The organism is Streptomyces sp. NRRL B-24572, from assembly GCF_002156145.1.
GTDB lineage: Bacteria > Actinomycetota > Actinomycetes > Streptomycetales > Streptomycetaceae > Streptomyces > Streptomyces vietnamensis.
This window is the reverse complement of the sequence record NZ_MWIG01000063.1, coordinates 1-16311: the sequence shown is the minus strand read 5'-3', so window position 1 is coordinate 16311 and position 16311 is coordinate 1. Positions and strand designations below refer to the sequence as shown.

Genomic DNA, 16311 nt, shown 5'->3' with positions numbered 1-16311 from the left:
GGAAGCGGCCCACCGGCCGTTTTCCACAGGTCCCGGACCCGGCTCTGGCCCTCGGACCCGGCCGCGGACCATACTGACGGCGCAGATGTTCGAGGAGGGGGAGCACAGGGTGAGTGAGAGCAGCACCAGGTCCGCCACGGCCGTCGTCGAGGACCCGGCCGGACCGCCGATGGTCCGCGTCGAGGGCCTGCGTCGCTCGTACGGCACGGGCGAGGCCGCCGTCCACGCCCTGCGCGGGGTCTCCTTCGACATCCCGCGCGGCGAGCTCGTCGCGCTCAAGGGCCGCTCGGGCTCCGGCAAGACGACCCTGCTCAACCTCGTGGGCGGCCTCGACACCCCCGACGGGGGCCGGATCGTCATCGACGGCACCGACCTCTCCACGCTCGGCGAGAACGGGCTCCTGGAGCTGCGACGCGACCGGATCGGCTTCATCTTCCAGTCCTTCGGGCTGCTCCCGATCCTCTCCGCCGCCGAGAACGTGGGCGTGCCCCTGCGGCTGCGCAAGGCGGACCCCGAGGAGCGCGAGGAGCGGGTCGCCCTGATGCTCGGGCTCGTGGGCCTCGCCGACCACGCGAACCAGCGGCCGGGCGAGCTCTCCGGCGGCCAGCAGCAGCGCGTCGCCATAGCCCGCGCCCTCGCGAACAAGCCGGCGCTGCTGATAGCCGACGAGCCGACGGGCCAGCTGGACGCGGAGACCGGGCTCGCCGTCATGCAGCTGCTGCGTGCCGTGGTGCGCAGCGAGGGCTGCACGGCCCTGGTCGCCACCCACGACCCCCAGCTGCTCGGTCTGGCGGACCGGGTCCTGGAGCTGAGCGACGGCGAGATCATCGAGCACTGACGAGATCATCGAGCGCCGAACCGACCGGCGGGCCGACGACCGAGCAGGTCGCGGGGCACATCAGGATCACGTCAATACCGCCCCCGGCCTCTCCCCGCGTACGGAATGTCCGATTGGCTGGACGTATGGTCGAGCCATGGGACGCGGCAAGCTTCGGATCTACCTCGGCGCTGCGCCGGGCGTCGGCAAGACCTACGCGATGCTCTCCGAGGGACACCGCCGGGTGGAGCGCGGCACGGACTGCGTGGTGGCCTTCGTGGAGCACCACGGGCGGCCGCGTACGGAGGTGATGCTGCGCGGCCTGGAGAAGGTCCCGCGCCGCATCCTGGAGTACCGGGGGACCACCTTCCCCGAGATGGACGTCGACGCCGTCCTCGCCCGCCGTCCCGCGGTCGCCCTCGTCGACGAGCTCGCCCACACGAACGTGCCGGGCTCCCGGAACCCCAAGCGGTGGCAGGACGTCGCCGAACTCCTCGCGGCCGGCATCGACGTCGTGTCCACCCTCAACATCCAGCACCTGGAGTCCCTCGGCGACGTCGTCGAGGCGATCACCGGCGTACGGCAGCGGGAGACCGTCCCCGACGAGGTGGTGCGCCGGGCGGACCAGATCGAGCTGGTCGACATGTCCCCGGAGGCCCTGCGGCGCCGGATGGCCCACGGCAACATCTACACCCCGGACAAGGTCGACGCGGCCCTCTCCAACTACTTCCGCCCCGGCAACCTCACGGCCCTGCGCGAACTGGCCCTGCTCTGGACCGCCGACCGGGTCGACGAGTACCTCCAGCGGTACCGGGGCGAGCACAACATCCGCTCCACCTGGCAGGCCCGGGAGCGCATCGTCGTCGGTCTGACCGGCGGCCCCGAGGGCCGCACCCTCATACGGCGCGCCACCCGGCTCGCCGAGAAGGGCGCGGGCGGCGAGGTCCTCGCCGTCTACATCGCCCGCAGCGACGGGCTCACCGCGGCCTCCCCGAAGGAGCTGGCCGTCCAGCGCACCCTCGTCGAAGATCTCGGCGGAACGTTCCACCACGTCATAGGCGACGACATTCCCTCCGCGCTCCTGGAATTCGCCCGCGGGGTCAACGCCACCCAGATCGTCCTCGGCTCCAGCCGCCGCAGGACCTGGCAGTACGTGCTCGGCCCCGGCGTCGGCCAGACCGTGGCCCGCGACTCCGGACCCGACCTCGACGTCCACATCGTCACCCACGGCGAGGTCGCCAAGGGCCGGGGCCTGCCGGTCGCGCGCGGGGCCCGCCTCGGCCGCTCCCGGATCCTCGGCGGCTGGCTCGTCGGCGTCGCGGGCCCGGTCACCCTGGCCCTGCTCCTCACGCACGTCGACACCGACCTCGGCCTCGCCAACGACATGCTGCTCTTCCTCGCCCTGACGGTCGGCGCGGCGCTCCTCGGCGGCTTCCTGCCGGCGCTCGCCTCGGCGGCCGTCGGCTCCCTCCTCCTCAACTGGTTCTTCACCCCGCCGCTCCACCGGCTGACCATCGCCGACCCCCTGAACATCGTCGCCATCGCCGTCTTCTTCGGCGTCGCGATGTCCGTCGCCTCGGTGGTGGACCTGGCCGCCCGGCGCACCCACCAGGCCGCCAGGCTGCGCGCCGAGTCCGAGGTGCTCTCCTACCTCGCCGGCAGCGTGCTGCGCGGCGAGACGAGCCTGGAGGCCCTCCTCGAGCGGGTCCGGGAGACCTTCTCCATGGAGTCCGTGGCCCTGCTCGAACGGAGCGACGAGGTCGAGCCCTGGACCCGGGCCGCCAGCGTCGGCCCCCACCCGGCGGTACGGCCCGAGGACGCGGACGTCGACATGCCGGTCGGCGACCACCTGGCCCTCGCCCTGTCGGGCCGGGTGCTGCCCGCCGAGGACCGTCGGGTGCTCGGCGCCTTCGCCGCCCAGGCCGCGGTCGTCCTCGACCGGCAGCGGCTCGTCGGCGAGGCGGAGGAGGCCCGGAAGCTGGCCGAGGGCAACAAGATCCGTACGTCCCTGCTCGCCGCCGTCAGCCACGACCTGCGGACCCCGCTCGCGAGCATCAAGGCCTCCGTCTCCTCGCTGCGCTCCGACGACGTCGAATGGTCAGAGGAGGACCGGGCCGAGCTCCTGGAGGGCATCGAGGCCGGCGCCGACCGCCTGGACCACCTCGTGGGCAACCTCCTCGACATGTCCCGCCTCCAGACCGGCACCGTCACGCCCCTGATCCGTCCCGTCGACCTCGACGAGGTCGTCCCCATGGCCCTCGGCGGCGTCCCGGACGGCAGCGCCGAGCTCGACATCCCCGAGACGCTGCCCATGGTCGAGGTCGACAAGGGCCTCCTGGAGCGGGCCGTCGCCAACATCGTGGAGAACGCCGTGAAGTACAGCTCCGAGGGCGTGCCCGTCGCCGTCGCCGCCAGCGCGCTCGGCGACCGGGTCGAGCTGCGGGTCGTCGACCGCGGCCCCGGCGTCCCCGACGAGGCCAAGGACGGCATCTTCGAGCCCTTCCAGCGCTTCGGCGACGCCCCGCGCGGCGCGGGCGTCGGCCTGGGCCTCGCGGTCGCCCGAGGCTTCGTGGAGGCCATGGGCGGGACGCTCGGCGCCGAGGACACCCCCGGCGGCGGCCTCACCATGGTGCTCACCCTGCGGGCCGCGCCGGGCGGGCCCCTGGCCGCCCCGGCCGCCGACCTCCCGGCCCACGCCGTGACCTGACCGCCGGGCCCGTACCCGCGCCCGTACACGCGCGCCCGTGCCCGTACTCGTATCCGTACCCCCGAAACGACGAAGAAGGTAGGCCCCCTCCATGACCCGGGTCCTCGTGGTCGACGACGAGCCGCAGATCGTCCGCGCCCTGGTGATCAACCTGAAGGCGCGGAAGTACGAGGTCGACGCCGCGCCCGACGGCGCCACCGCCCTCCGGCTCGCCGCCGAACGCCACCCCGACGTCGTCGTCCTCGACCTCGGACTGCCCGACATGGACGGCGTCGAGGTCATCAAGGGCCTGCGCGGCTGGACGAGGGTGCCGATCCTGGTCCTCTCCGCCCGGCAGACCTCCGACGAGAAGGTCGAGGCGCTCGACGCGGGTGCCGACGACTACGTCACCAAGCCCTTCGGCATGGACGAGCTCCTCGCCCGGCTGCGCGCGGCCGTGCGCCGCGCCGAGCCGGTCGGCGGCGCCGAGGACGGCGTCGTCGTGGTCGAGACCGAGGGCTTCACCGTCGACCTGGCCGCGAAGAAGGTGCACCGCGACGGGCGCGACGTCCGGCTCACCCCCACCGAGTGGCACCTCCTGGAGGTCCTGGTCCGCAACAGCGGCCGCCTCGTCAGCCAGAAGCAGCTGCTCCAGGAGGTCTGGGGACCCTCGTACGGCACGGAGACCAACTACCTCCGGGTGTACATGGCGCAGCTCCGCCGAAAGCTGGAGACCGACCCCTCCCACCCCCGTCATTTCGTCACCGAACCGGGCATGGGGTACCGCTTCGAACACTGAGGCGGGAGCCGTACGGAAGGGTGGTCCGGGGCCGCTTCCGGTGACACCGGCGGCCGGTACGCTTTCTGTATGAGTGCTGCACCACGTACAGAGAAGCAGGCCGGGCGGTTCCGCCGGATGCTCGACCGGCTCTCCTCCTCCACGGAGGACCTGGAGTCGGAGGAGCTCCAGGAGGACGCCGAGGCCTCGGGGTGCACCCGTATCTCCGACTGCTCCGACCGCGAGATAGTCAAGGTGACTGGTACCTTGCGCACGGTCACGCTGCGTCCCCGGGCCGGTGTGCCCGCGCTGGAGGCCGAACTCTTCGACGGCACGGCACCGCTCGACGTCGTGTGGCTCGGCCGGCGCTCCATCGTGGGCATCGAACCCGGCCGCAAGCTGATCGCCTCCGGCCGGATCTCCATGAGCCACGGCCGGCGGGTCCTCTTCAATCCCAAATACGAGCTCCGACCGCTCGGACAGGAGTAGCCGGTGACGTCCCTCGACAAGCCGACCGCGGACCGGTCGACCCCGGACCAGGACGCCCAGGCGGACAAGGCCGTGACCGAGGCCGCGCTCTTCGAGGCCTTCGGCGGCCTGCGGGGCATGATCGAGACGGTCCTGCCCGGCCTGCTGTTCGTCACGATCTTCACGATCAACAAGGACCTGCACGTCTCGGCGATCGCCGCGCTCGCGGTCTCGCTCGTCCTCGTGGCCGTCCGGCTGATCCGCCGGGACACCGTCAAGCACGCCTTCAGCGGCGTCTTCGGCGTCGCCTTCGGCGTGGTCTTCGCGATGATGACGGGCAACGCCAAGGACTTCTACCTGCCGGGCATGCTGTACACCCTGGGCCTCGCCCTGGCGTACATCATCACCGCGCTCGCGGGAGTGCCCCTGATCGGCCTGATCCTCGGCCCGGTCTTCAAGGAGAACCTCTCCTGGCGCACCCGCAACCCGGGCCGCAAGAAGGCGTACACGAAGGCCAGCTGGGCCTGGGGCCTGATCCTGCTCGCGAAGGTCGCGATCCTCTTCCCGCTGTACTGGTGGGCCGACCCGACCAAGTTCGGCTGGGTCTCGGTGGCCCTGAAGATCCCGCCGTTCCTGCTCGCGGTCTACCTCACCTGGGTGTTCCTCGCGAAGGCCCCGGCGCCGATCGACGTCTTCGCCGAGATGGAGGCCGAGGAGCGCGCCGAGAAGGAGCGCAAGGCGGCCGCCGCCGCGCAGCGCCACCCGGAGGCCTGAGAACCGGTACGCGGAGCGCCGGGGCCTGAGACCGGTACGCGGAGGCGCTGGAGGTCTGAGACCGGTACGCGGAGGCTCTGGAGGTCTGAGACCGGTACGCACGCGGAAGCGCTGGGGCCTGAGACGGCATGCGGAAGGGCCCGGACCTGACGAACAGGTCCGGGCCCTTCCGCGTACCACGCCCGATGATCAGGACTCGGGGGTCTCCCGGCGGACCTGCAGGAGGTCCTCCAGCTGCTCCTCGCGGGCCTGCGCGGCCACGAACAGCAGCTCGTCGCCGGCCTCCAGGGTCTCCTCGGGGCCCGGCGTCAGCACCCGCGAACCGCGGATGATCGTCACGAGCGAGGTGTCCTGCGGCCAGGCCACGTCCCCGACGGCGGTGCCGGCGACCGCCGACTCCGGCGGGAGCGTCAGCTCGACCAGGTTCGCGTCGCCGTGGCTGAAGCGCAGCAGCCGGACCAGGTCGCCGACGCTCACCGCCTCCTCGACCAGGGCCGACATCAGACGCGGCGTCGAAACGGCCACGTCCACGCCCCAGGCCTCGTTGAACAGCCACTCGTTCTTCGGGTTGTTCACCCGGGCGACCACGCGCGGCACGCCGTACTCGGTCTTCGCGAGCAGCGAGACGACCAGGTTCACCTTGTCGTCACCGGTCGCCGCGATCACCACGTTGCAGCGCTGCAGCGCCGCCTCGTCCAGCGAGGTGATCTCGCAGGCGTCGGCGAGCAGCCACTCCGCCTGCGGCACCCGCTCCACCGAGATGGCGGTCGGCGCCTTGTCGACCAGCAGGACCTCGTGCCCGTTCTCCAGGAGCTCGCCCGCGATGGAACGGCCCACCGCACCCGCGCCCGCAATAGCGACACGCATCAGTGACCGCCCTCCTCGGGACCCTCGGCGAAGGCCGCCTCGACCTTCGCGATCTCGTCCGTACGCATCATCACGTGCACCAGGTCACCTTCCTGGAGCACCGTCTGCGAGGTCGGCAGAATCGCTTCGCCCAGCCGGGTGAGGAAGGCGACGCGGACGCCGGTCTCCTCCTGGAGCCGGCTCACCTTGTGACCGATCCATGCCGGGGAGGTGTGCACCTCGGCGAGCTGCACGCCACCGCTCGGGTCGCGCCACAGCGGCTCCGCGCCCGAGGGCAGCAGCCGGCGGAGCATCTGGTCGGCGGTCCAGCGGACCGTCGCGACCGTCGGGATCCCGAGGCGCTGGTAGACCTCGGCGCGACGCGGGTCGTAGATCCGCGCCGCCACGTTCTCGATGCCGAACATCTCGCGCGCGACCCGCGCCGCGATGATGTTGGAGTTGTCGCCGCTGCTCACCGCGGCGAAGGCACCGGCCTCCTCGATCCCGGCCTCACGCAGCGTGTCCTGGTCGAAACCCACGCCCGTGACCCGCCGGCCGCCGAAGCCCGAGCCCAGACGGCGGAAAGCCGTCGGGTCCTGGTCCACGACCGCGACGGTGTGCCCCTGCTGTTCGAGGGTCTGCGCGAGAGCGGCTCCCACTCGCCCGCAGCCCATGATGACGATGTGCACGTCCCCTTACCCCGCACTCCTGATCGTCTTGCTGACCTGCGAATACACCCTGCTCACAACTTTCCTCGCCCGATCGGCCCGGGTCGCGGCGGGCGACACCCTGACGGATCGCCCGGTCCGAGCTTAAGCGGCAACGCTGGCGGGGACCGCACCGGAGGTGGTACTCAGGGAGATTCGGTGCGGATCGGGGGTGCCGGTGCGCATGGCTCTTTTCGAACGCTTACGATCCTCTGCGTGTCCAAACTGACCGACGTGCCCAAACGGATCCTGATCGGGCGGGCCCTGCGCAGCGACAAGCTGGGAGAGACCCTTCTCCCGAAGCGGATCGCCCTCCCCGTCTTCGCCTCCGACCCGCTGTCCTCGGTGGCGTACGCCCCCGGCGAGGTGCTGCTCGTCCTCTCCGTCGCCGGACTGTCGGCCTACCACTTCAGCCCGTGGATCGCGCTCGCGGTCGTCGTCCTGATGTTCACGGTGGTCGCCTCGTACCGGCAGAACGTGCACGCGTACCCGAGCGGCGGCGGCGACTACGAGGTCGCCACCACCAACCTCGGACCGAAGGCCGGGCTCACCGTCGCGAGCGCCCTGCTCGTCGACTACGTCCTGACCGTCGCCGTGTCGATCGCCTCGGGCATCGAGAACCTCGGCTCGGCCGTTCCCTTCGTCGTCGAGCACAAGGTCGCCTCGGCGATCGCGGTCATCGTCCTCCTCACCCTCATGAACCTCCGGGGCGTGAAGGAGTCGGGCAGCCTCTTCGCCATCCCGACGTACGTCTTCGTCGCCGGCGTCTTCATCATGATCGCCTGGGGTGCCTGGCGCGGCCTCGTCCTCGGCGACACCATGAAGGCCCCCACCGCGGACTTCGAGATCAAGGCCGAGCACCAGGGCCTCGCCGGGTTCGCCCTGGTCTTCCTGCTGCTGCGCGCCTTCTCCTCCGGCTGCGCCGCCCTCACCGGTGTCGAGGCCATCTCCAACGGTGTCCCCGCCTTCCGCAAGCCGAAGTCGAAGAACGCCGCCACCACGCTCGCCCTCATGGGCGGCCTGGCCGTCACCATGTTCTGCGGCATCATCTTCCTGGCCATGGCCACCGACGTCCGGATGGCCGAGAACCCCGGCGAACAGCTGCTGCACAACGGGGTCCCGATCGGCGAGGGCTACGTCCAGGACCCGGTGATCTCCCAGGTCGCGGCCGCCGTCTTCGGCGACGGAACGTTCTTCTTCGTCGTCCTCGCCGCCGCCACCGCACTCGTCCTCTTCCTGGCCGCCAACACCGCGTACAACGGCTTCCCGCTCCTCGGCTCGATCCTCGCCCAGGACCGCTACCTGCCGCGCCAGCTGCACACCCGCGGCGACCGCCTCGCGTTCTCCAACGGCATCGTGCTCCTCGCCGGCGCCGCCGCCCTCCTCGTCTGGATCTACGGTGCCGACTCCACCCGGCTGATCCAGCTCTACATCGTCGGCGTCTTCGTCTCCTTCACGCTCAGCCAGATCGGCATGGTCCGGCACTGGAACCGGCACCTGAAGGCCGAGAAGGACCCCGCCAAGCGCCGCCACATGATCCGCTCCCGCGCGATCAACGCCTTCGGCGGCTTCTTCACCGGTCTCGTCCTCGTCGTCGTCCTCGCCACCAAGTTCACCCACGGCGCCTGGGTGGCCCTGCTCGGCATGGTGATCTTCTACGTGACGATGACCGCGATCCGCCGGCACTACGACTCCGTGGCCGCCGAGATCGCCGCGGCCGAGGAACGCCCCGACGAGTACGTACGCCCCTCCCGGGTCCGCTCGCTCGTCCTCGTCTCCAAGCTCCACAAGCCCACCCTGCGCGCCCTCGCCTACGCCAAGCTCATGCACCCCGGCGACCTCGAAGCGCTCACCGTCAACGTCGACCCGGTCGAGACGAAGGCGCTCAAGGAGGAGTGGGAGCGGCGCGGCATCAACGTCCCGCTCAAGATCCTCGACTCGCCGTACCGCGAGATCACCCGCCCGGTCATCGAGTACGTCAAGAACCTGCGGCAGGAGAGCCCGCGCGACGCCGTCTCCGTCTACATCCCCGAGTACGTCGTCGGCCACTGGTACGAGCACCTGCTCCACAACCAGAGCGCCCTGCGCCTCAAGGGCCGCCTGCTCTTCACCCCGGGCGTCATGGTGACCTCCGTCCCCTACCAGCTCCAGTCCTCCGAGGCCGCGAAGAAGCGCGCCAGGAAGCGCCAGGAGTGGAACGCTCCGGGCGCGGTCCGCCGCGGCCCGGTGGAGAAGCGCCAGAAGGAACCGGCAGCGAAGAACAACTGAGCCGCGGGGAACGACCGAGCCGCGGGGAACGACCGAGCCGCGGGGAACAACCGAAAAAGAACAACTAGACTGGTGGGCTGCCGTGCGAACGGCGGCCCACTTCTCTTCTCTCCCTGGAGTCCCCGGTCATGCAGAACACCCCTGTCACGTCGCTGGTCGGGGCGGAGTACGAAGTCGAGGTCGGCCCGGTGGCCCACGGCGGGCACTGCATCGCCCGTACGGAGGCCGGCCGGGTCCTCTTCGTCCGCCACGCGCTGCCCGGCGAGCGGGTCCGCGTACGGGTCACCGAGGGCGAGGAGACCTCCCGCTTCCTGCGCGCCGACGCGATCGAGATCCTGGACGCCTCCAAGGACCGCGTGGAGGCCCCCTGCCCCTTCGCCGGCCCCGGCAAGTGCGGAGGCTGCGACTGGCAGCACGCCAAGCCCGGCGCCCAGCGCCGCCTCAAGGGCGAGGTCATCGCGGAACAGCTCCTGCGCCTGGCCGGGCTCACCCCGGAGGAGGCGGGCTGGGACGGCACGGTCATGCCGGCCGAGGGCGACAAGCTCCCCGCGGGCGAGGTCCCGCAGTGGCGCACCCGCGTCCAGTACGCCGTCGATGCCGAGGGCCACGCGGGCCTGCGCAAGCACCGCTCCCACGAGGTCGAGATCATCGACCACTGCATGATCGCGGCCGAGGGCGTCTCGGAACTGGGCATCGAGAAGCGCACCTGGGAAGGCATGGCCGCCATCGAGGCCATCGCCGCCTCGGGCTCGAACGACCGCCAGGTCATCCTTACCCCCCGCCCGGGCGCCCGCCTCCCCCTGGTGGAACTGGACAAGCCGGTCTCGGTCATGCGCGTCGACGAGAAGGACGGCGGCGTCCACCGCGTCCACGGCCGCGCCTTCGTCCGCGAGCGCGCCGACGACCGCACCTACCGCGTCGGCAGCGGCGGCTTCTGGCAGGTCCACCCGAAGGCCGCGCAGACCCTCATGCTCGCCGTCATGCAGGGCCTGACCCCCCGCAAGGGCGAGACGGCCCTCGACCTCTACTGCGGCGTCGGTCTCTTCGCGGGCGCCCTCGCCGACCGTGTCGGCGACCAGGGCGCGGTCCTCGGCATCGAGTCCGGCAAGCGAGCGGTCGAGGACGCCCGCCACAACCTGGCCGGCTTCCCGCGCGTCCGCATCGAACAGGGCAAGGTCGAGTCGGTCCTCCCGCGCACCGGCATCACCGAGGTCGACCTCATCGTCCTGGACCCGCCCCGCGCGGGCGCCGGCAAGCAGACGGTCCACCACCTGGCAGGCCTCGGCGCCCGCCGCATCGCCTACGTCGCCTGCGACCCGGCAGCCCTGGCCCGAGACCTCGCCTACTTCGCGGAACGCGGCTACCGCGTACGGACGCTGCGGGCGTTCGACTTGTTCCCGATGACGCACCACGTCGAGTGCGTCGCCATCCTCGAACCGGCCTCGAAGGGCTCCTGACCTGCGGTCTTTCCCGTGCGCATTATATTCGGTGTGGGCGTTACGGGCGATAAAGGCAGCAATCTCGCTGTTGAGTAGGGCGGATACTGGCGGGCGGTCTCATAGATGCCGTCACGAGTCTCGGGCGGGCCTTCGACGGTGCCCTTGAGTTGGGAGGCGACCGCAGTGAAACGATGGTCGCGCAGGATGTCGAGCGGGGCGCGGTCGGCCGGGAAGGCCAGCCACTGCATGACGTCGGTGATGGGCCGCTGATCGAGGGCGGCAGCGAGGAAGAGCTGCGCCAGGACGTTGGATCCAGCCTTGGACCAGAAGTCTCCCGACTGGCCGGCGTCGACGGACGCGGCGAGGAAGCGACCGGCGCGCCGTCCCGCGCCGTCTAGGGTCCGGGCGTCGGCGAGCGGATTCCACCACATGCTGCGCTCGGCATGAGCGATCTGCTGCGGGTCCATCGACCACAACCGCCCCACCCGGCACCGGGCCTCCAAACAGGCGGTGTAGGCGTCTCCACCAGCCTTGTTCGAGGTCAGTAGCACCGGGCCCGGCGCCGCGAGGATGGAGGGGATCGCGAGGCTGGTGGTCTTCCCGGAACGAGGGGCCATGATTGCGACGGCCACGTCCTCGAACCCGATCCTCACCTCGTGCTTGGTGCCCTGGAGGTTGCCGAGGATGATGCCGGTGTCGGCCGGGGCAAGGTGCTTGGTGTTCTTCAGGCTCGGCCGCATGGAGCGGGCCTTGGCCTCCATGGCCTTCGCCAGGAACGGCTGGATGTCACGGGCCTTCGCCATCCTGGTGACCCTCTTCTTCCGACCACCGGCCCGGTTCTTGTACCGGAGCCACAGGGCTCCAGCGCCGGCGGCGAGAAGTATCGTCATCGGAACGGGGACGATCCGGGCGGTGATGAGCAGGGACGTTTCCCCGGCCTGGGGCCAGAGCTGTTCGGGGCGGAGGAGGACGTCGCCGGGCCGGTACGGCGCCCAGACCGGTACCGGTTGCCTAGGCGGTGAGGTTGCCAGCCAGCCAGGCGATGGAAGCGAGGGGAAGGCCGATGGCGAGGGCGCCGAAGAGGCTCTTCAAGGCTATGTCGTAGCCGTCTGAACTGGAGGAGGGAACAGGGCGCAAGCGGTGGTTCCTTGAACGGTGCGGGCCTCGGCGGGCGCGGGAGCGTCAGAGGAGGCGGCGGGACCTCAACGGCGGCACGGGAGGTGCAGGCGGGGGAGCGCTGGTGCGGCGGACAGCGAGGCGTTCGATCCGCGCGGGCAGCGCCTGGGCGACGCTCTCGGCCGGCCACTCCTGCCAGTGCAGGGTGATCCGGCGGCGGGACAGACCGATGGTTTGCTCGTGGGAGCGGCGCACCGGATCAGGATCGGAGAGGGCCTGCATGAAAGCGGCCACGACGGTGAGCGGTGTCGCGCTGTCGAACCAGGCTTTCCGCACAGGATCGTCCTCGTCAAGGCTGGCCGTGACACGCCAGTTGCGGCTGCCAGAGAAGTTGAAGCGTTCGCCCCTCACTCGGCCGTCCGGCGAACGGAAATCCCGTTGGGGACGACGTCCCATCCAGCCCGCCGCAGAGGCTGGCGGGGATCGGTCAACTTCCGTGCGTTGTAGTCCGGGGCGGTGAGCGTATCGGTCACCGCGGCGATCAGCTCGACGGGCGTGCCACCGCCGAAGGACGCGTTCCAGACCAATCCGGTCCGGCCGTTGCGGTGGGCGAGTCGCCACCATGGGGCGTTCAGATCAGGCTTGAGGCGGAGGACCGTCCTCTGGTCGGGGCTGGTCAGGATGACCCGGGGCATGAGCGGGTCATGGCCGTGCCTCCACCCAGCGCCGGAGTGCAGGGCGGCGGTGACCCAGGTCGGGTCGCCGGGGCCGGCGAGGTACCGGGGCGAGATGAGCGCCTGCCCGACCTTGACGCTCATCCCCGCCGACGCGGCGGTATCGATCACTGAGGTCCAGCTGACCGTGCTCGTCACACCAGCTGCCGGCGGCGTGCAGGAAGTCGCGGACGAAGAGAACGGCACCCTGGTGCGTGCCGGTGACCGAGTCGATCAGCACGTAGAACCGTTCGGTCGTTTCCGCATCGCCGTGGGCCTGGGCCCACGGCAGCAAGCTCTCTGGGCAATACACCTAGCGCGTGGCGAGATAGTCGGAGGCCTCTTCCTGGGCAGCACGCCGCAGATCGCTGCTGCCTGGTACGGCAGCCTCCGGCGGGAACTGACGTCTGCTCACCGGCGCGCCGAGGGGGTGGATGAGGGGCCGGGCTCGGGCGTGTGGACCGTGGGACCTTTGCTTGTTCTTTGCGTGCTCTGCAGTTGCGAACACTCGGCCGTAATTAGGGTTATATGGCCGCGAGTGCAACGGGAGGGGACACGAGTGGGCGACAAGGGCAAGATTCTTGAGATCAAGACGGCTGATCTGAAGGCGACAGCGCCAACGTTCCACGACCAGAGTGTGGCGCTGGGAACGGCCCTGGGCGCGCTTCGCACGTCGCTGGCGAAAGCTGGGGCGGCCTGGGGGGGGACGATGAGCCGGGACAGCAGTTCCACGACACGTACGGGCCGATCGTCGAACGGATCCAGCACTCCGCAGGCATCATCAAGGAGGGCTTGGCGAGCATTCACACGGCGATGACCGACATGGCGGACGGGCACATAGAGAACGAAGCTCTGATCGAGGCGATGTTCCGCAAGGCCGTGCCTGCGGCCCATGGAGGCACCAACGGCTCGGGGCGCCAGGAGTGAGTGCCGGTGACGAAGTCCGGGAGATCGTCACTGACGTCACCGGAATCGAGTGGCCCGCAGGCAACGTCGGCAAACTGCGCGACATCGCGAACGCCTGGCGCACGTTCGCCGACGACATGGAGGACATAGCGACAGCTGCCAACAAGGCGGCGCAGACGCTGATTCACAACAACGCCGGCGAGGCGATCTCCGCGTTCGCAGACCCCTTCTGGGCTCGCTACTACCACGACAAGAAGGGGTGGCTGCAGGACCTCGTCGATGGCCCCCGCTCGCTGGCGGACGGGATCGACAAGTACGCCGACGCCGTGGCCGGCGCGAAGAAGAAACTCGACCATGAACTGGAGATCGCCGGCGCCGTCATCGTCGCCGGTACGGCCCTGGCGTTCTTCACCCTCGGTGCCACCGAGGTCGCCGCGGCGGCGGCCACTGCCACCATCGTCGAGCTGGCCGCGACCGTGGGAGTAGCTCTGACGACAGAGGTCGCCACCATCGCCGGCACCGTCTTCGCGACCGCAGCCATCGCCGGCATCGAATCCGTCACCGTCGACCTTGCTGTCGCCCAGCCGCTCAAAATCGCTGCGGGCGTTCAGACCGGTGGTCTCAACCTGGACGAGGCCCGGGACGCCGGATTCTATGGAGCCCTTACCGGCGGAGCCCTCGGCGGCGCAGGAAGGGCGTTTCAGCTTGCCCAGGAAGGCGGCGGGTTTGCTGGGCTGTTTCCGGGCCTGGCGAGTGGTATGGGTGGACCCCGTACCTCGTTTGCCGGGCTGCCCGACGGACTCCCGGCCGGCGACCCCTACACCTTTCGAACGGGGGCACCCTCCGGGGCAGGCTCGGGGCCTGGTCGAGGTCCCTGGCCGGCATCGAGCGAGTTGAAAGGGCCGGCCGCAGGCAAGGAGCTCAAACCGCCCCACGCGCGCCACACCGTTTCGGGGTCGGCCAGTGGTGAGGTGAAAGAGAACAACAGCGTCATCCTGCGGGGCCACCAGGAATCTGTTTCCCAGGACATAGCCGACCTCGCCAGCGGTAAGGGGACGTACGTCAAGGAACTCGACCGCTATGAGGTGAACGGGCGGACCTATGGTGTAGAAGACTCAGGAAGGGTCTATCCCGACTCCGGTCCAGGCATCGTGAAGCTCGACAGAAACGAGTACGCAGCCCTGCAGCAGGTAGCCAAGGCGAAGGGGGACATCAGCGCCGCACCGCAGCTGACCAGGAACCCGCGTTTCACCAACAACCCAGGCATCGTCGAGAAAGCCCTGGCCATCTACAACGGGACGTATCCGTGACATACAACCTCCTTACCGTCGGCGCCGTCAGCTCCGAGACCATGGGCGTCGCACTCGCCGGAAGCCTCGGTATCGCGGTCGGTGATGTGGATGTGGCCGATCCCGACGGCGACCCCGATCTCCGGAACTGGGATGCGCCCGTCTCGTGCGAACACCGCGCGGTCCACGGTGATGTCGCGTGGTCGCTGGACATCTACGTCCAGGGCGAAGCGGCCGATCAGCCGCTCGAGTCCGAGCTCGCCGCGGCGTTCGCGAAGGCGGCCACGACAACAGTCCTGTACCCCGCAGCCGAAGCAATCCCGAGCGCCTATTGGGCAGTGACGCCGGACGGCCTTCTCACGCGTGCCCGGCTCGAACTCTCCGACGACGAGCCCCCTCTCTACGAGGTCACCGCCCTCGAGGCGCCGGTGCCGCAGCTGCCCCGGGCGATCGTGACGAGGTTTGCCGAGATCGTGCGGGAACACAAGCCGGACACTCCTGTGGCCGAGGCCTTTGCGGCATCGGTGGAGCAGGTGCGGCAAGCAGCCTCGGGCCTGGCGCGGCTTGCCTGGGACGACGACACGGGCAGCCCCATCTGGTCCGCCAAGGACAACCTGGTCGTATGGGAGCGAGTCATCAGGCAGCTGGAATCCGGGTGGGCGCCATCAGGGTGGTATCCGGCCGACCTCTATCGAGAACGGTTGCAAGCCCGCGACGAGCTCGCCGGCATCGGTGCCCGACTGCCTCGCGAGGTCACCGAGCTGCTTGACCAAGCTCTGGAGGAATTGGACAGCCGGTTTGCCGCGGCAACGGCTGAAGACCCGTCGGGAAGCCTTCGCAGGGAGTTGCCCGGTGTGTCTGAACAGACCTCGGTCGGCTGGTGGTGGCATCGCCGCCCGGATCCCACACCGTGGGAGCAGGCCTGACTTCGTGCAGATCGTTCCCCGAACCGAACTCGAAGCCCTAAGACCGTGTCCTATGTGGTGAGGCGGAGGAGTCGCTTGTAGCAGCAGAGGGCCGCGGCGAGGCCGAGGAAGGCCAGGTAGTTGCGGGGATGGCGCTCGTAGCGGTGGTTGAGCCGGCGGTATCCGGTCAGCCAGGACATGGTCCGCTCGATCACCCAACGGCGGCGCCCGAGTCGTTCCGAGGACTCGATGCCCTTGCGGGCGATGCGGACGCCGATGCGTCTTCCGCGGAGCCATTTCCGCAGCTCAGGGATGTCGTAGGCCTTGTCGGCGTGCAGGCGCTGGGGCTTGAAATGACGGCCGCGGTGGGGGTCGTGTCTCGTTTGGTGACCGAGCAGCATGGGCTTCAGGGCCTGGCTGTCGTGGGTGTTGGCGGCCGAGACGCCGACGACCAGGGGCAGTCCGTTCGCGTCCGGCAGGACGTGCATCTTGGAACCCGGCTTGCCCCGGTCCCCGGGGCTCGGACCGGTGAGTTCGCCCCTTTTTTCGCCCGGACGTGGGCGGAGTCCAGGACCGCGCGAGACAGATCCAGGAGGCCG

The 16311-nt window shown here is 70.1% G+C and carries 14 protein-coding genes and 2 pseudogenes; 10 read left to right on the top strand and 6 right to left on the bottom strand.

All coding sequences use genetic code 11. The annotated features are described in order from the left end of the window. The first annotated feature begins 169 nt into the window (after positions 1-169). The 5 genes from CCN56_RS04190 to CCN56_RS04170 all read left to right on the top strand — a co-directional run bounded on the left by CCN56_RS04190 (position 170) and on the right by CCN56_RS04170 (position 5523). Positions 170-838: an ABC transporter ATP-binding protein gene (locus tag CCN56_RS04190; protein ID WP_256961724.1), complete on the top strand. Its 669-nt coding sequence runs from the start codon at positions 170-172 to the stop codon at positions 836-838. 136 nt (positions 839-974) lie between these two features. Further along, the gene (locus CCN56_RS04185) at positions 975-3524 is read left to right on the top strand and encodes a sensor histidine kinase KdpD (protein ID WP_086823744.1); all 2550 of its coding nucleotides are present in this window, start codon (positions 975-977) and stop codon (positions 3522-3524) included. Between the two features lie 91 nt (positions 3525-3615). After that, on the top strand, positions 3616-4302 hold the full coding sequence (locus tag CCN56_RS04180) for a response regulator (RefSeq protein WP_041131655.1): 687 nt from the start codon (positions 3616-3618) through the stop codon (positions 4300-4302). A gap of 69 nt (positions 4303-4371) precedes the next feature. Further along, positions 4372-4770 (top strand): OB-fold nucleic acid binding domain-containing protein, encoded by a 399-nt coding sequence (locus CCN56_RS04175; protein WP_086823742.1) that lies wholly within the window; start codon positions 4372-4374, stop codon positions 4768-4770. 3 nt (positions 4771-4773) lie between these two features. Next, positions 4774-5523 carry a DUF3159 domain-containing protein gene (locus CCN56_RS04170; RefSeq protein ID WP_086823740.1) on the top strand — a complete coding sequence of 250 codons (750 nt, stop codon included), beginning with the start codon at positions 4774-4776 and terminating at the stop codon, positions 5521-5523. A 189-nt stretch (positions 5524-5712) separates the two neighbouring features. Here CCN56_RS04170 and CCN56_RS04165 read toward each other — a convergent pair whose 3' ends face one another. Both CCN56_RS04165 and CCN56_RS04160 read right to left on the bottom strand, forming a co-directional pair. Beyond that, complete coding sequence (locus CCN56_RS04165) at positions 5713-6390, bottom strand: TrkA family potassium uptake protein (protein ID WP_086823739.1); 678 nt, start codon at positions 6388-6390, stop codon at positions 5713-5715. Beyond that, a complete protein-coding gene (locus CCN56_RS04160) occupies positions 6390-7058 on the bottom strand; it encodes a TrkA family potassium uptake protein (protein WP_041131658.1) in 669 nt (222 codons plus the stop codon). The genes CCN56_RS04165 and CCN56_RS04160 overlap by 1 nt, the downstream gene beginning before the upstream one ends. A 234-nt stretch (positions 7059-7292) precedes the next feature. Between CCN56_RS04160 and CCN56_RS04155 the strand changes: the two genes are divergently transcribed. Together CCN56_RS04155 and CCN56_RS04150 are read left to right on the top strand one after the other, a co-directional pair. Next, a complete protein-coding gene (locus CCN56_RS04155; protein WP_086823737.1) occupies positions 7293-9344 on the top strand; it encodes an APC family permease in 2052 nt (683 codons plus the stop codon). 128 nt (positions 9345-9472) lie between these two features. Beyond that, the gene (locus CCN56_RS04150) at positions 9473-10801 is read left to right on the top strand and encodes a class I SAM-dependent RNA methyltransferase (RefSeq protein ID WP_086823735.1); all 1329 of its coding nucleotides are present in this window, start codon (positions 9473-9475) and stop codon (positions 10799-10801) included. A gap of 48 nt (positions 10802-10849) precedes the next feature. Here CCN56_RS04150 and CCN56_RS04145 read toward each other — a convergent pair. The 3 genes and pseudogenes from CCN56_RS04145 to CCN56_RS04135 all read right to left on the bottom strand — a co-directional run. Next, a pseudogene (locus CCN56_RS04145) lies at positions 10850-11920 on the bottom strand (type IV secretory system conjugative DNA transfer family protein); the annotation flags it as partial. 45 nt (positions 11921-11965) lie between these two features. Then, entirely contained in the window at positions 11966-12355 is a 390-nt protein-coding gene (locus CCN56_RS42940) for a DUF317 domain-containing protein (protein WP_086823733.1), read from the bottom strand. Next, positions 12307-12717: a DUF317 domain-containing protein gene (locus tag CCN56_RS04135; protein ID WP_143664422.1), complete on the bottom strand. Its 411-nt coding sequence runs from the start codon at positions 12715-12717 to the stop codon at positions 12307-12309. The genes CCN56_RS42940 and CCN56_RS04135 overlap by 49 nt, the downstream gene beginning before the upstream one ends. Positions 12718-13404: 687 nt before the next feature. Here CCN56_RS04135 and CCN56_RS44185 point away from each other — a divergent pair. Genes CCN56_RS44185 through CCN56_RS04120 form a run of 3 tightly spaced genes read left to right on the top strand, consistent with a single transcriptional unit; the run spans position 13405 to position 15733 of the window. Continuing rightward, positions 13405-13539 (top strand): hypothetical protein, encoded by a 135-nt coding sequence (locus CCN56_RS44185; RefSeq protein ID WP_256961723.1) that lies wholly within the window; start codon positions 13405-13407, stop codon positions 13537-13539. Then, the gene (locus tag CCN56_RS04125; protein WP_086823729.1) at positions 13536-14828 is read left to right on the top strand and encodes a hypothetical protein; all 1293 of its coding nucleotides are present in this window, start codon (positions 13536-13538) and stop codon (positions 14826-14828) included. The genes CCN56_RS44185 and CCN56_RS04125 overlap by 4 nt, the downstream gene beginning before the upstream one ends. Continuing rightward, entirely contained in the window at positions 14825-15733 is a 909-nt protein-coding gene (locus CCN56_RS04120) for a hypothetical protein (RefSeq protein WP_086823727.1), read from the top strand. The genes CCN56_RS04125 and CCN56_RS04120 overlap by 4 nt, the downstream gene beginning before the upstream one ends. A 50-nt stretch (positions 15734-15783) precedes the next feature. Here CCN56_RS04120 and CCN56_RS04115 read toward each other — a convergent pair. Beyond that, positions 15784-16311, bottom strand: a pseudogene (locus tag CCN56_RS04115) (IS5 family transposase); the annotation flags it as partial.

What these genes read in the sequence shown, in the direction of transcription:
- CCN56_RS04185 (WP_086823744.1), top strand. Translation starts at nt 975, where the DNA reads ATGGGACGCGGCAAGCTTCGGATCTACCTCGGCGCTGCGCCGGGCGTC.
- CCN56_RS04190 (WP_256961724.1), top strand. Translation starts at nt 170, where the DNA reads ATGGTCCGCGTCGAGGGCCTGCGTCGCTCGTACGGCACGGGCGAGGCC.
- CCN56_RS04175 (WP_086823742.1), top strand. Translation starts at nt 4,372, where the DNA reads ATGAGTGCTGCACCACGTACAGAGAAGCAGGCCGGGCGGTTCCGCCGG.
- CCN56_RS04150 (WP_086823735.1), top strand. Translation starts at nt 9,473, where the DNA reads ATGCAGAACACCCCTGTCACGTCGCTGGTCGGGGCGGAGTACGAAGTC.
- CCN56_RS04165 (WP_086823739.1), bottom strand. Translation starts at nt 6,390, where the DNA reads ATGCGTGTCGCTATTGCGGGCGCGGGTGCGGTGGGCCGTTCCATCGCG.
- CCN56_RS04135 (WP_143664422.1), bottom strand. Translation starts at nt 12,717, where the DNA reads ATGAGCGTCAAGGTCGGGCAGGCGCTCATCTCGCCCCGGTACCTCGCC.
- CCN56_RS04180 (WP_041131655.1), top strand. Translation starts at nt 3,616, where the DNA reads ATGACCCGGGTCCTCGTGGTCGACGACGAGCCGCAGATCGTCCGCGCC.
- CCN56_RS42940 (WP_086823733.1), bottom strand. Translation starts at nt 12,355, where the DNA reads ATGGGACGTCGTCCCCAACGGGATTTCCGTTCGCCGGACGGCCGAGTG.